Raw genomic sequence first — 13584 nt, 5'->3', positions numbered from 1 at the left:
CAGTGTACTCTATTGTCGGAATACAGCATCTTCATACTTACATGGGGTCGTTTTACATATGTAGGATATATATATAACTTATCAGTATTATTCAGATACTATAAAGACATGCAAAGTGTTTATATCTATATACAGTAATGCTCAGATGTTTCATATATTGGAGAGAGTAAGCCCTCGATTGAGGGAATGAGTATGAGTAGGATTCAATTCTATGGAACGTGCTGGCATCCTCAGAGGAATGGCATTGATACGAGTATCATATGACCTCTTCAGACTCATCGCTCTCAGAACGGAGCACAGGATCTATAGGATACGTATATCATATCAGTATTATTCAGATAGCTTTATATGGGTATGGCTCATAGGTTGATGTAACTCACGGCGAGCCATTATAGAAAGTGGCTCCGGTGTTTGCAGCACCGAAGCCGTGGGTTGGGATCAACCCATGTCAGTAGACACAAGCGGATCGGAAAACGGTATCGGATCGAAGAAGGACCTGATCGAGGGAGCTACCAGCGGCGCTCTCTTGAAGGCACAGGACGACTGCTATCAGTTCACCTGCATCGCCTCCCACGAGGTCGTGAACGTTCACAACACGTCGTATGAGGGCGAGAATGGCCATACCTACAGCGTTCACTTCGAGGACGGGATGCCCGTTCGTTGCACGTGCAAGGCCTTCGAGTACCATTCAGGGATGTGTAAACACGGCCTCGCTTGCCTCCTAAGAGCGCCGATCATGGTGGCAATGTCTACGCCTCTCGTGACGGACGGCGGCTCTCAGGATGGACGTGAGGCTCTTCAGAAGGCATACAGTACTCACATCGAACCGGAGGATCAGGGAGGCGAGGAATACGAGAAGTGCCGTGACTGTGAACACGAACTACTCTCGAAACTCGGAGGATTCGATCAGCTCACTCACTCTCTCGACTGCCGTCACTTCGAGGAGCGGTGATGGATCGATGTCATGTATGTGGTATGAGGATTCTCTATATCGAGATCGTCGGACCATCGCCCGCTGATCGATACTATCGTCCATGTAATCATAGAGTCAGATACGAGGAGTAATTGATCTGTTACGATGACTATTATATGGTTCATGGATTGAGTGATTTATTCGATGACCATTATATGATTTGAGGATCGAAGGATACTCTCATCTCTCTGAACCACATAATAAGGATCGTAACAGATCGATGATTCGATGGATTCTGTGTTATCACATGAACCACATAATAAGGATGAGGGTGTCATAGAACAGTTCATACCCTCTCTTCGGAGGGGTGGAATCGGTAGATATAGTGGCACTACTTCACGGTTATATCTCGATGGTGAGCTATCTAAACTCATCCCCCTCCTGTTCGAGGTTGAATTGCCAATACAGGACGAGGAGCCCAGCGAACAGTCCTCCCCAAAGATGAAAACCACCGCTTAGTCCCCAGAAGCCGAAGGTTCCGACGGCCCACACCGCAAAGAGTAGTAGCGAAAATCCAATCCATCCTAATCGCTTCCACTCTCGTTTTTGGATCTGAACAAGATAGGTGACGGCCCCTCGGATACCGAACACTATCCAGAAGATCCCTCGAAGCCTCGGTGACGACCGGTTCTCCCTCTTCGCTTCCCGATACGCATACTGGCCAGTAAGCACCAAGAAAAACAGTAAAACCAGCCCTTGAGCCATCCATGCCATGTTTTCTATTGTCGTTTATCGGATAAAATAGTTTCTGATAGATTCGCAGGCTCTACATATCGGTCAATTCGTCCTGACTACCCGTGAAAATAGCGACCATGGTAAGAGTTCTATGACATCCTGAAGGATCGTAACACTTCATTCATTCACCCAACCTCGCCCGTGTTTGAACACACCTTCTCTCTCTGGACGACTGTCTTCGGCATACTCTCTGAAGCTCCCTAATTCTTGAAATCGAATCCGATCATCGAACCAGTACATCGAGCACCAGCGTCTCGCTTCATCGACGCTTCTCACATCAGTAGAGGCTCCGATCTCGGGAAGATTATGAGCAATCTCGGCAGGTAATCCTTTCACCTCATCGCCTTGCCGAATCTGAATCGCGTCTCTATACTGGTTTTTCTCACTCGAAGCCGTCGGGTGATTACGTACATGGCTATCGATCACCGAATGAAAATCACTTACTTCGACCTCCTTGTTAATCCATAGAGCATAGTGCCGGTGGCTATAGCCTGTTCTTCTTGGACTCATCAGCCAACAGCCAGCCCATTCGTCTACGTCGAGTTTCTTTCTCACACGAAAGAGGGATTGTTTCACGGCATTAGATCTGAAACCATCGTCGTGCATCAATGGATCTACCCACTCTCCCCTGATTTTCTCGTCGGCTTGAAGAGAGAGCCAGACGGTCGTGAGAGGATCATAGTGTTCTTCACAGTAATCGGATACTGCTTTGATCCTCGCGTAATGATAATCTCCATGCGGCTTTGTGAAGCGGGGAGTCGCGGTGCCCATATAAATATGAGGTGCTGTCTTACTCAATTTTTTATTGAAAGAATACTCTACGTCGCTCCATTCTTTACCCTTAATGGGAATATTCGGTCGATCACTATACGTTTGTACACTTGTAGTATCTGTAGTTGACATTCATGAATTGAATGCTCTCGTCTTCCTGACAAGTGATCGACAGATTTAAGTAGCACCGTCACATACCACAATATGGAATTCATAGGATATGCGGTGTGTCGATCACACTTGCAGTTTTCTTTCAGTAAATTAAATTAGAGAGATCATTCTATGTAATTATTTTCGCAATTCTCGCAATTCTTTCTGTTTATCGAGAATGTGCTGTGCCTTCTCAGAGCCATGAGACTCCTCCAATTCGGTGACTGTATCAGTAGACGGCAGAGACTTCTTCAACTCACTAATCGACTGAGTATCTTCGTCGTTCGAACTAATAGCAATTCTCGATTCAAGTAGTTTCGTCGTATGCTCGACCTCCTCCTTAAGTAATTCTTCGATCACTTCTTCTTCTTCGGAATACTCCTTATACTTCGGAGAGTGACTCGATAGAGCGACAGCCATTCGCGCCATTTGAGTATCACTCATTCTTTGTAGCCTCCTCCGATAATTCAGCAATAGCGAGCCCGTGAGAAATACGATTGGGGTCGCCGTACCTCTTTTCGATAGATTTCATGAGCCGATCCTTCTCGCTTTGATTCATTCGAATGATATTATGCGTCATACGTATATAGTTACAATCTCCTGATACTTAAAGCTTTCGGAAATGTTACATAATATGTGTACAGACTTTTCATTATACTGAACGAGGAGTAGAGGGATTTCTGAAGTCAGGTCGGACGGGATACGAGAAGGAAGGATTCTCTCGCCAAATAAAAAAGATATGAAGACTGATATGAATCCAAGAATCCAAGGATCTCGACACGACTGAGGTGATACTGAGAATACTCTTTATATTATAAGTACTCACAACCTTTTACACACGTTTAGATTGATGTACTCGTTCCACCGGCCGTGAAAGATCGAAAACGAGGCGTTCTCGAAGGCGTTCGAGATCGCACCCAGCACCACGAGCCCGGGCAGGAGAAACAGGATGTACGAGAAGCCCTGGATCTCCTGAATGCGCGTCCCGAGGATCACCCCGAAGACGGAGAAGTAGAGTACGTTCGTGATCATCGGCGGGAGGAAGGTGTTCCACGGCCGGCGGACGAACCGCTGGACCTCGCGTTCGAGCAGCGTATAAAAGCGCGCCGAGAGGGGGTTTGCGGCCATCAGCGCGCCTCCCCAGCGAGACGCGCCGTCCCGTCGGTCACACCGTCCTCGTCGGTTTCGTCGTTCTCCTCGGGGTCACCGCTCCCGCGTTGTCCTTCGGTGAGTTCGACGAAGATCTCCTCCAGCGACGTGCGCGAGATCTCGATGTCGGTGATCTCGTGACCCCTGTCTTCGAGGGCGTTGAGCACTCGGGGGGCGACCCGACCGCCGCTCCCGGCCACCCGGACGGCCAGTCGGTCCCCCTCCAGTCGCGTCCCCTCGATCGCTTCGATCCCGTCGAGGGGCGGGGCGTTCGCTGGCGGGTCGCGCAGTTCGACGGTGATCGTGTCGCTGCCCCGCTCGGTCAGTTCCTCGGGTGTGGCGACCGTGACCTTCCGGCCCGAGTCCATGATCGCGACCCGGTCACAGAGGCGTTCGGCCTCCTCGATGTAGTGCGTAGTGAGAAGGATCGTCGTCCCCTCGTCGTTCAGCCGGTTGATCACCTCCCAGAGGTCGTGGCGCAACTGGACGTCGACGCCCGCGGTCGGCTCGTCCAGGATCAGGAGGTCCGGCTCGGTGACGATCGCACGCGCGAGCAGGAGCCGGCGCTTCATCCCACCCGAGAGCCAGTCGAAACGGGTGTTTCGCTTGTCGTAGATCCCGACGAGTTTGAGCGCCTCGTCGGCCCGTCGCTCCCGTTCGGCCTCGCTCACGCCATGGTAGCCCGCCTTGTGCATCAACACCTCGCGGATCGGGAAAAACCGGTCGACGTTGAATTCCTGTGGGGCCAGCCCGATGCTGTCGCGCACCGCCCGGTAGTCGTCCTCGACGTCCTCGCCGAAGACGCTGACCTCGCCGCCGGTCTTTCTGACCAGTCCGACCAGCGTGTTGATGAACGTGGTCTTGCCCGCACCGTTCGGCCCGAGAAGACCGAAGAACTCCCCGGCCTCGACCGACAGCGAGAGGCCGTCGAGCGCCCGGACGTCGCCGTACTCCTTTTCGAGATCGGTCGCGTCGATCGCAAGCGTCATTGTCGAACCGAGGCGCTCGCGACGATAAAGCGCGACGGATGCGGAAGCCTGTTCGGGACCGCCGGGGCGTCCAGAGCTTTGGTCGTGGGCGCCTAGTGGGAACATGGACCGAACCGATCGATTCGACCCCGAGACCCACGAGGCGCGTGAGGTGGCCGCGAAAGCCGGCACGGAGGCCTCGGACTTCTTGGCCCTGCTGCCTCACTACTACCGGGGGGAGGTCGGACAGATGTCGAAACGGCTGGACAGGCTGGACCTGACGACCGACTGGGCCATCGCCGTGATCGCCGCCGTCCTCTCGCTGTCGTTCGCCTCGTCCGAGAGTCCGCCGTACTTCCTGTTGATCGGCATGTTCGCCCTGTCGGTCTTTCTCGTCTTCGACATCAGGCGCTACCGGTCGTTCGACGCCACGCGATCACGAGTCCGGATGATCGAGGAGAACGTCTTCGCCAACGCCTTCAACCCCGAGAGCTCGATCCGACCTGAATGGCGCACCGACCTCGCCGACGACCTGCGAAACCCCACGTTGAAGGTTTCGGCCCGGGAGGCGATAACACGACGACTGCGACGGGTCTACTTCCTGTTGTTGAGCGTGCTGCTCCTGGCGTGGCTGTTTCGGATCAGCCTCTTCGTTCCCGGGGAGGGCTGGGTCGAGACCGCCGCGATGCCGGGGGTCCCGGGGACGGTCGTGGTCGGAACCGTCCTCGCGTACTACACCTGTGCGCTCGCGTTGACGGCGTGGCCGACTCCACGGCAGGCCAAAGGCGAGTACCACGGCGTCGAGGCCGGCGAGTGGAAGGACGAGGAGTGAGCCGCCATCGACCCGGAATCAACGGACCGGACGATTCCCGGCGAATCGCCCCCTCGCGGCAAGCATTGCGACCGCTTTCGGTACTACTAACTCGCCGTACGCAGGAGTTCCGTTCGAGTCACCAATGAAGCTCCACGAGTATCAGGCGAAGTCGGTGTTCGCCGACGCGGGCATCCCGACGCCCGATTCGCAACTCGCAGAAAGCACCGAGGAGGTGCTGTCTGCGGCCGAGTCGGTCGGGTATCCAGTCGCCGTCAAGGCGCAGGTGCAGGTCGGTGGGCGCGGCAAGGCCGGCGGGATCGAACTCGTCGAGAACGACGAGGAGGCCCGCGAGGCCGCCGACTCGATCCTGGGGATGGACCTGAAAGGCTACACCGTCGAACGCGTCCTCGTCGAGGAGGCCGTCGACTTCGTCGACGAACTCTACGTCGGCGTGACGATGGACCGGGGCGAAGGGAAACCCGTCGCGATGGTCTCACGAAAGGGCGGTGTGAACATCGAGGAAGTCGCAGAAGAGGACCCCGACGCGATCGCCCGCGAGCACGTCGACCCCGCCTTCGGCCTCCAGCCCTATCAGGCCCGCCGGGTGGTCTATGACGCCGGGATCGACCGCGAGGTCGCAGGCGACGTTTCGAGCGTCCTCACGACGCTCTTTTCGCTCTGGGACGACCGCGACGCCTCCGATACCGAAATCAACCCGCTGATGGTCACCAGCGACGGCGAGGTCATCGCGGCCGACGCCGTGATGAACATCGACGAGGACGCGCTCTTTCGCCAGGCCGAGCTGGCCGAAATGGAAGAGGAGTCCTACACCGACGACCTCGAACGAAAGGCCGGCGAGTATGGCTTCGACTACGTCCGCCTGGAGGGCGACGTCGGCATCATCGGCAACGGCGCCGGTCTCGTGATGACGACGCTCGACCTGGTCGATTATTATGGTGGTGAGCCCGCGAACTTCCTCGACGTCGGTGGCGGTGCGAAAGCCGACCGGATCGCGAACGCGCTGGACATGGTCTTTTCCGACGAGAACGTCGAGTCGGTCGTGTTCAACATCTTCGGGGGCATCACCCGCGGCGACGAGGTCGCAAAGGGGATCAACAACGCCTTAGAGCAGTTCGACGAGATTCCGAAACCGGTCGTCGTCCGACTGGCGGGGACGAACGCCGAGGAGGGCATGGAAATCCTGAACGCCGATCTAGTACAGGTCGAACAGACGCTGGAGGAAGCGGTTCAGCGTGCCGTCGAGAACGCACAGGAGGTCCACCAATGAGTTCAATCGTACACTCGCTCGCTCACGGAGTTCGCTCGCTCGCGCACGATAACTTCACCCTCACCACGAGGTGGTTCGCGTGAGCATTCTAGTCGACGAGGACACCCGCGTGGTCGTCCAGGGCATCACCGGCGGCGAGGGGAAGTTCCACACCGAACAGATGATGGAGTACGGCACGAACGTCGTCGCGGGCGCGGTGCCCGGACGCGGCGGCCAGGAGGTCGCCGGCGTGCCGGTCTACGACACCGTCTCCCAGGCCGTGCGCGAGGAGGACGCGGACGCCTCCGTTATCTTCGTCCCGCCGGCGTTCGCCGCGGACGCCATCTTCGAGTCGCTCGATTCCGAGCTCGACCTCGCGGTCGCGATCACCGAGGGGATCCCGACCCAGGACATGAGCAAGGTCTACAAGCGCCTCTCGGAGGTCGACACCCACCTCGTGGGTCCGAACTGTCCCGGCCTTATCACCCCCGACGAGGCCAAACTCGGCATCCTACCCGGCAACATCTTCTCGTCGGGTAACGTCGGGCTGGTCTCGCGCTCGGGCACCCTGACCTACCAGGTCGTCGACAACCTCACCAACCGCGGGCTGGGTCAGACGACCGCCGTCGGTATCGGCGGCGACCCGATCATCGGCACCTCCTTCGTCGACGCCCTCTCGCTGTTCGAAGAGGACCCCGAGACCGACGCGGTCGTCATGTGTGGCGAGATCGGTGGCGAGGACGAAGAGCAGGCCGCCGAGTTCATCGCCGAGAACATGGACACCCCTGTCGCGGGCTTCATCGCCGGCCGCACGGCCCCGCCGGGCAAGCGGATGGGCCACGCCGGTGCCATTGTCTCGGGCAGCGGGACGGGCACCGCAGAATCGAAGATCGACGCGCTGAACGACGCTGGCGTTCCCGTCGGGGACACCCCCGAGGAGGTCGCCGACAACGTCGAGGACTTGCTGTAGACTACACGCGCTGCTGCCCTTTTTCGAGACGGGCGACGTCGCGTTCGAGCCGGCGAGCGTACGTCGTTCTGAGCGAGCGGGCGTCCGCTTCGCCGACGTACTCCTGGCCGTCGAGGCGCTCGGTGAGCGGGTCGTAGGCATCGACCGCAAATCCCATTCCGTCGAGGTACGAGCGGACGCGATCCGCCCCCAGTCCCTCGTGGATGGCGGCGTCGGTGAGTTCGCGGACCACGTCGAACTCCGGCAACACCAGCCCGTCGTCGGTCGCGAACCCGTGGTGGCCCTCGATGGTGACGCTCTCGTTTGCCCGCTCTACGACCGCGTACATCTCCTCGGCGAGGCGGAGGATCTGACTCGGGAGCGTGGCGTCGGGCGAGCGCCACTCGACGGTGGGGTAGGCCTTCCGCAGTCGGACGGGGGTCCAGATGGTATCGTCGGGCGTGAAGTGGCGTTTGAACGTGCGCTCGTCGATCCCGGCATCGAGCGCGGCGCGCTCGAACTCGACGTAGCGCTCGGTGAGGCGGTCGTTCCACTCGGCGACGCTATCGACGTAGCTCCAGAGCTGGCCGTGATCGGGGAACTGGGCGTAGCCCCGCTTGCGGTAGATGTAGGGCCGTGCGCCGGCGGCGACCCGTCGGCCCTTGTAGTACGGCGAGGAGTTCGCCAGCGCGAGGGCTGGATCCAGCGCGACGAGCGCGTTCAACTGGTCGACGATGCGACGCTTCTCGAAGTGAATGTGCGTGCCCGCACAGTGTTTGGCATAGTCGAAGTCCTCACCGAGGACCCGGCGCTGGATGCGGCTTCGCTCCTCGGGAAACTGGGCGATGTCTCCGCCGTTGATCGGCGTGCCGAGCGGCACGAGTGCCTTTCGGCGTCGCTTCGCCTCGCGGATGGTTTCGGCCAGTCGTCCCACCAGTTCGTCGCGCAGTTCGTCGATCGACTCACACGGGGTCGTCTTTATCTCGAAGAGACAGTCGACGAACTCCTCTTCGACCTGTGGGGAGATCTCCGTCAGATCCCCGGGATCGGTCAGCGATCCGTCCCGGTCGATCACCCAGAACTCCACCTCGATGCTCGTTTTCATTGTGTTTCGTCCGGTCTCGACCGCTGCCGCCAGTAGCTCCGTACCCGAGAAACGATGGCAAGCGAGTCGTTCTCTCACACGGCTGGACGGGCTCGACTCCGACCGGATCGGAATCGTTCGAACGAACACCGAACCCCGGACACGGTTTCGATGTTTCTATTCAATCGTAGTGTCGCGGGACACCCCTATAACTCTTGTCGCGTCTTCGGGGGTATCGCGACAGTCCTAGAACGCGCCCGTCAGCGCGTCGAGTGTGACCCTCTTCGCGTTGATCGAAACGCTGTCGGATTCCTTGAACCCACTCCCGGTGAGGATCACCACGACGCGCTCTCCGGAGCCGATCTCGCCGCGCTCGAGTAGTCGTTCGAGACCGGCGTAGGCGACCGCCGAGGACGCCTCGACGCGAAAGCCCCCCTTGCGGGCGAGTCGTCGCTGGGCGGCGCGGATGGCATCGTCGGATACCGACACCGCCCCGCCATCCGTATCCCGCAGCGCCGCGAGCGCCCGATTTCCGCTCGGGGGGTCGGCGTTGGCGATCGAGTAGGCGATCGTCTCCCCACCCTCGATCGGGCTCACTTCCCGTCTGTCGGCCCCGAACGCCCGGACGATCGGGTCGCAGGCGCTCGCCTGAGAGGCGTACAGGCGGGGGCGTTCGTCGATCAGGCCGGCGGCGCGCAGTTCGAGGATCGCCTTCCAGATCCCGCTCAGTTGGCCGCCGCTAGACACCGGAAGGACGATCGCGTCGGGGACGTCGGACGCGAACGCCTCGCAGATCTCGTAGGCGACCGTCTTCTGGCCCGCGACCCGAAGCGGGGTATCGGAGTTGACGAAGTCAACCCCCTCTAGTTCTAAGGATCGCTCGTACAGACGACCGTACTCGCCCTCGACGCGCAGGATTTCGGGGCCGTAACGTGCAATATGGGCAAGACGCTCCTCGGGGATGTCGGCGGGGACACAGACCGTACATTCCAATCCCGCGCCGGCCGCACACGCGGCGGTGCTCATCGCCATGTTGCCATGCGAGACGGTCCCCACACGATCGATCCCGCGCTCGCGGGCGGAGGCGACCGCCAGCGCGCTGCCCCGGTCCTTGAAACTTCCCGTCGGGTTCTGCCCCTCGTCTTTCAGGTACAGTTCGACGCCGCCGGTATCGAGGCGGGGCGCCCGGACCAGCGGCGTGCCGCCGGCGGCGGCCCCGACGCCCGCGGGGGCCGCGGCGGGAAGCGAGTCGGCGTAGCGCCACATCCCCGGATCGCGTCGATCGGGCCACGCGACTTCCCCATGGTCGAACCAGAGGGGTTCGCCACACTCACAGCGCTTTCGCTCGGGAAAGGCGAACGAACGGCCACAGTCGTAACATCGGACGGTCGACATACGCGAGGCGACGGCGGGCGGCGAAAAGAGCCTACGGGTTAGAGGTAGGCGGCGTCCCAGCGCGTCGCCTTGCGGGTGTTCCCACACTCGTTGCAGACGATCCGGCCCGAGGCGTCCATCGCGTTGTCGAAACTCTCGCAGGCCGAACAGAACCAGCCGTAGCGCTCCTCGAGGTCCTCGTCGAGATAGGCGACGTGAAACGCTCCGCGCGATCCCACGGAGGCCTCCCGGTAGGCGACGTACAGCGTGGTTCCGTCCGCGTCCTCGTGGGGCTCGACCGCACGGCGATACCGCTCGCCTTCGGGAATATCGACCCAGACGTTCTCGGTGTACTCCTCGCCGGCGATCTCCTGGGTGTGGGTGTAGGCCGACTCGTAGCCCCGGCGCTCGTAGAACTCGTTGCCGGGTTCGTTCTCCGCGAAGACGAAGCCCTTGAACCGGTCGATTCCCTCCTCCTCGAACGTCTCGCGGACGTGTTCGTAGAGCTGCGAGCCGTAGCCCTCGCCGCGGTGTTCGGGATCGACGTGCAGCCAGTGGATCTCGCCGACGCGCTCGGGGAACTCGACGAGGTAACACTGAGCGAACGCGACGATCTCGCCGTCGACCTCGAGGACGGGAATCGAGACGTCGTCGGCCTCGTCGGAGATCAGTTCCTCGAGTCGGCCGTCGCCGTACCACTGCTCGACGGCGTCATCGATCGTTTGCTCCTCCAGAAAGTGTGCGTAGGACGTCCGCAGCGATTGGCGGGCCACCTCGCGGATGGCCGCGACGTCCGAACGGGTCGCGTCTCGGATTGCCATACCCCGTCTGTGGGTGCTCGCTACTAAACTGTTTTCCGCGAACGCAGGTATTTGCCGCCCGGGCGCCTCCTCGAGACATGAACCGCCGAACCGTCGCCCTCGCCGCCGGGATCGCCCTCTTCACCGCCGTTTCAGCGAGACGGCTCCATCGGGCACGTGCCGCCGAGCGCGTCCCGTACGAGGTGCTCGATCGGTTCGACGGCGTCGAACTCCGTCGCTATCCCCCGACGATAGCCGTCGAGACCACCGCCCCCGACGAGCGCGTGGCCTTCGGCCGGCTGTTCGAGTACATCAGCGGTGCGAACGAGCGACGCGAGGAGATCGCGATGACCGCCCCGGTCCGGACCGACAGAACCGAGGGCGTCGAGATCCCGATGACCGCGCCGGTCCGAACCACCGACGTGCCCGCGGACGGAAGCGTTCGGATGGCGTTTTACCTCCCGTCGGAATACGACCCCGAGGACGCACCGCTGCCCACGGACCCGTCGGTACGGCTCGTCGTCGACCCCGAGCGAACCCTCGGGATCGCGTCGTTCTCGTGGTACGCGACCGAGGACCGGACGCGGCGGATTACGGCTCGTCTCGCCGACGCGCTCGCCGACCGTGGGATCGCCACCGTCGGCGAGCCGGTCCTGTTGCGCTACGATCCGCCGCTGACCCCGCCGTTCATGCGGACCAACGAGGTCGCGGTCGTCCTCGAGGACCGATGACCCGCGCCGAGGGAAGGCTTATCCACCATCGGCGAGAGTGGCGTGTATGTTCGACACCGAGTTCGGAACCGGACCGGGGACGCTCTCGCCGGCCGTCCCCGTGGTGACGGCCCTGCTGGTCGCGCTGTTCGTGATCGGGTTGCTCTATCGGCTCGTCGGCTTGCTCTAGGCTACCGGATCTTCCGGAGGAGTTTCCGGAGCAGCTTCAGTGTGAAAACGCGTTTGAGCAGTCCTTTGAGTCCAGCGGTCATGTCCGTTCCCAGACCGGCGACGTACTAATAGGTTCACCCGTCAGTTGACGGGTCCGCCCGCGATCGGTCCGAGCGCAGGTGGGCCGAAAGCGACGAGAGCGACTCCTGCTGGGCGGTCGTCCGGTCGACGATATCGCCGCTCAGATCGGTTATCTCGTCGGACTGCTCGGTCACGTCCTCGACGGTCGCCGTGACCTCCTCGATCGTCGCGGCCTGCTGGTCGTTGGCCGCCACGACCTCCTCGATACCGTAGGCGGCCTCGTCGACCGCCTCCTCGATCCGCGAGAGCGCCGAGAACGCCTCGTCGATCTCGCCCGTGGCGTCCTCGACCAGCCGGTTCGACTGCTCTGCGGCCTCGACGGTGACCGCCGTCTGCTCCTGAACGCCGTCGAGGAGTGCGGTGATTTCAGTGGTGTGTGTCTTCGTCTCGTCGGCCAGTGATTTGATCTCGTTTGCGACGACCGCAAAGCCCGCACCGGCCTCGCCGGCGCGTGCGGCCTCGATCGAAGCGTTGAGCGCGAGCAGGTTCGTTTCGTCTGCGACGCGCTCGATCACCTCGACGACGTTCTCGATCGAGGCCATCCGCTCGTCGAGTTCGCGGACCGTCCCGGTGAGTCGGTCGCTCGTCGCGACGAGTTCGTCGGTCGCTTCGCGGGCGTTCTCGCTGGCGTCGGTACCGGCGCTCGTCGCCTGGGTCGCCGCGTCGGCGGCGTTCGAGACCTCAGCGGCGGTCGCCGCGACCTCCTGCATGTTCGCGCTGAACTCGCCCATCCCGTCGGCGACCGTCCGCAACGAGCGGTTCTGCTCGTCGGTCAGGGCGTCGATTTCGGTGGCTGCGCCGGCGGCGTCGTCGATGGTCACCGAGAGGGTCTCCGATTCGGCCTGCAGGTCGTCCATCAGCGCCTCGAAGCGGTCGGCCAGCCGGTTGGTCGCGTCGACCACGCCGAGGAGGTCCTCGCGGATGACTCCGGCTTCACAGTCGAAACTCGCGCGCGCCGAGTACTCGCCCGCGCTGAGTGCGCTCATCGTCTCGACGGTCTCCTCGACCAGCCGCTCCATTGCCTCGCCGCGGCGCTTCTCGTCGGTGACGTCCCGGACGGTCTCGACCGCGCCGACCAGTTCCTCGCCGTCGTACAGCGGCGTCGCCGTAAAGCGGATGTTTCGCTCCTCGCCGCGGGCGTTGAACATGGTGCTCTCGTCGCCGTAGGCCGTGCCCTCGGCGTCCGTCCGGGGCACGTCGAAGACCTCGTCGGCCGATTCGGGCGCCTCGATCACCTTATCGGCGAGCGTCTTCGCCCGACGGCCGTCCTGATAGAAGGCGGTGCTGGCTTCCGTTCGACCGATAATCTCCTCGCGCGGCGTCCCCGTGAACGCCGCCAGCGCCCCGTTCCACGCGACGACCCGGCGCTCGGCGTCGAGGACGAACGCGGGATACCGGATCCCGTCGAGCACCGCCTCGTACCCGACGCCGAGGGCGATCGATCCGTCCTCGGCCGTCTGATCCACAGCTGTCATTTAGTCAAAATTAATGTCTGAGAATATATATCTATTCGTCCAGCTATCACGTC

14 protein-coding genes and 1 pseudogene are annotated in these 13584 nt (G+C 60.9%); 6 read left to right on the top strand and 9 right to left on the bottom strand.

Going from position 1 to position 13584, the window contains the following annotated elements:
• Positions 1-445: 445 nt before the first annotated feature.
• Entirely contained in the window at positions 446-952 is a 507-nt protein-coding gene (locus HACJB3_RS06660; protein ID WP_008415048.1) for an SWIM zinc finger family protein, read from the top strand.
• A 381-nt stretch (positions 953-1333) separates the two neighbouring features.
• Here HACJB3_RS06660 and HACJB3_RS06655 read toward each other — a convergent pair whose 3' ends face one another.
• From HACJB3_RS06655 to HACJB3_RS06640, 5 genes and pseudogenes are all read right to left on the bottom strand, one after another.
• On the bottom strand, positions 1334-1687 hold the full coding sequence (locus HACJB3_RS06655; RefSeq protein WP_008415047.1) for a hypothetical protein: 354 nt from the start codon (positions 1685-1687) through the stop codon (positions 1334-1336).
• Positions 1688-1825: 138 nt separating this feature from the next.
• Complete coding sequence (locus HACJB3_RS19590) at positions 1826-2611, bottom strand: hypothetical protein (protein WP_148258235.1); 786 nt, start codon at positions 2609-2611, stop codon at positions 1826-1828.
• Positions 2612-2767: 156 nt separating this feature from the next.
• Positions 2768-3073 carry a hypothetical protein gene (locus HACJB3_RS06650; protein WP_008415046.1) on the bottom strand — a complete coding sequence of 102 codons (306 nt, stop codon included), beginning with the start codon at positions 3071-3073 and terminating at the stop codon, positions 2768-2770.
• 405 nt (positions 3074-3478) lie between these two features.
• Positions 3479-3757 (bottom strand): annotated as a pseudogene (locus tag HACJB3_RS06645) (ABC transporter); the annotation flags it as partial.
• A complete protein-coding gene (locus HACJB3_RS06640) occupies positions 3757-4767 on the bottom strand; it encodes an ABC transporter ATP-binding protein (RefSeq protein WP_008415044.1) in 1011 nt (336 codons plus the stop codon). The gene HACJB3_RS06640 and the pseudogene HACJB3_RS06645, both read right to left, overlap by 1 nt.
• Before the next feature lie 103 nt (positions 4768-4870).
• Between HACJB3_RS06640 and HACJB3_RS06635 the strand changes: the two genes are divergently transcribed.
• The 3 genes from HACJB3_RS06635 to sucD all read left to right on the top strand — a co-directional run bounded on the left by HACJB3_RS06635 (position 4871) and on the right by sucD (position 7797).
• Positions 4871-5578: a DUF2270 domain-containing protein gene (locus HACJB3_RS06635; protein WP_008415042.1), complete on the top strand. Its 708-nt coding sequence runs from the start codon at positions 4871-4873 to the stop codon at positions 5576-5578.
• Positions 5579-5702: 124 nt separating this feature from the next.
• Positions 5703-6848, top strand: a complete 1146-nt coding sequence (gene sucC / locus HACJB3_RS06630; RefSeq protein ID WP_008415040.1) for an ADP-forming succinate--CoA ligase subunit beta — start codon at positions 5703-5705, stop codon at positions 6846-6848.
• A 79-nt stretch (positions 6849-6927) separates the two neighbouring features.
• On the top strand, positions 6928-7797 hold the full coding sequence (gene sucD / locus HACJB3_RS06625) for a succinate--CoA ligase subunit alpha (RefSeq protein ID WP_008415038.1): 870 nt from the start codon (positions 6928-6930) through the stop codon (positions 7795-7797).
• Between the two features lies 1 nt (position 7798).
• On the opposite strand, the gene HACJB3_RS06620 is transcribed toward sucD, so the two are convergent.
• From HACJB3_RS06620 to HACJB3_RS06610, 3 genes are all read right to left on the bottom strand, one after another.
• Complete coding sequence (locus tag HACJB3_RS06620) at positions 7799-8881, bottom strand: glutamate-cysteine ligase family protein (RefSeq protein WP_008415036.1); 1083 nt, start codon at positions 8879-8881, stop codon at positions 7799-7801.
• Between the two features lie 225 nt (positions 8882-9106).
• Entirely contained in the window at positions 9107-10255 is a 1149-nt protein-coding gene (gene thrC, locus HACJB3_RS06615) for a threonine synthase (RefSeq protein WP_013199433.1), read from the bottom strand.
• Positions 10256-10293: 38 nt separating this feature from the next.
• A complete protein-coding gene (locus tag HACJB3_RS06610) occupies positions 10294-11055 on the bottom strand; it encodes a GNAT family N-acetyltransferase (RefSeq protein ID WP_008415032.1) in 762 nt (253 codons plus the stop codon).
• Positions 11056-11132: 77 nt separating this feature from the next.
• Here HACJB3_RS06610 and HACJB3_RS06605 point away from each other — a divergent pair, with 77 nt between their 5' ends.
• Both HACJB3_RS06605 and HACJB3_RS21030 read left to right on the top strand, forming a co-directional pair.
• Positions 11133-11765 carry an SOUL family heme-binding protein gene (locus tag HACJB3_RS06605; protein WP_008415030.1) on the top strand — a complete coding sequence of 211 codons (633 nt, stop codon included), beginning with the start codon at positions 11133-11135 and terminating at the stop codon, positions 11763-11765.
• Between the two features lie 46 nt (positions 11766-11811).
• Complete coding sequence (locus HACJB3_RS21030) at positions 11812-11934, top strand: hypothetical protein (protein WP_008415029.1); 123 nt, start codon at positions 11812-11814, stop codon at positions 11932-11934.
• A 115-nt stretch (positions 11935-12049) separates the two neighbouring features.
• Here the strand turns inward: HACJB3_RS21030 and HACJB3_RS06600 are convergent, their stop codons facing one another.
• On the bottom strand, positions 12050-13531 hold the full coding sequence (locus HACJB3_RS06600; protein WP_238532846.1) for a methyl-accepting chemotaxis protein: 1482 nt from the start codon (positions 13529-13531) through the stop codon (positions 12050-12052).
• Positions 13532-13584 lie beyond the last annotated feature (53 nt).

The sequence above is a fragment of the Halalkalicoccus jeotgali B3 genome (genome assembly GCF_000196895.1).
Lineage (GTDB): Archaea > Halobacteriota > Halobacteria > Halobacteriales > Halalkalicoccaceae > Halalkalicoccus > Halalkalicoccus jeotgali.
The sequence above is the reverse complement of the archived record's forward strand: the minus strand, read 5'-3'. Positions and strand labels throughout refer to the sequence as shown.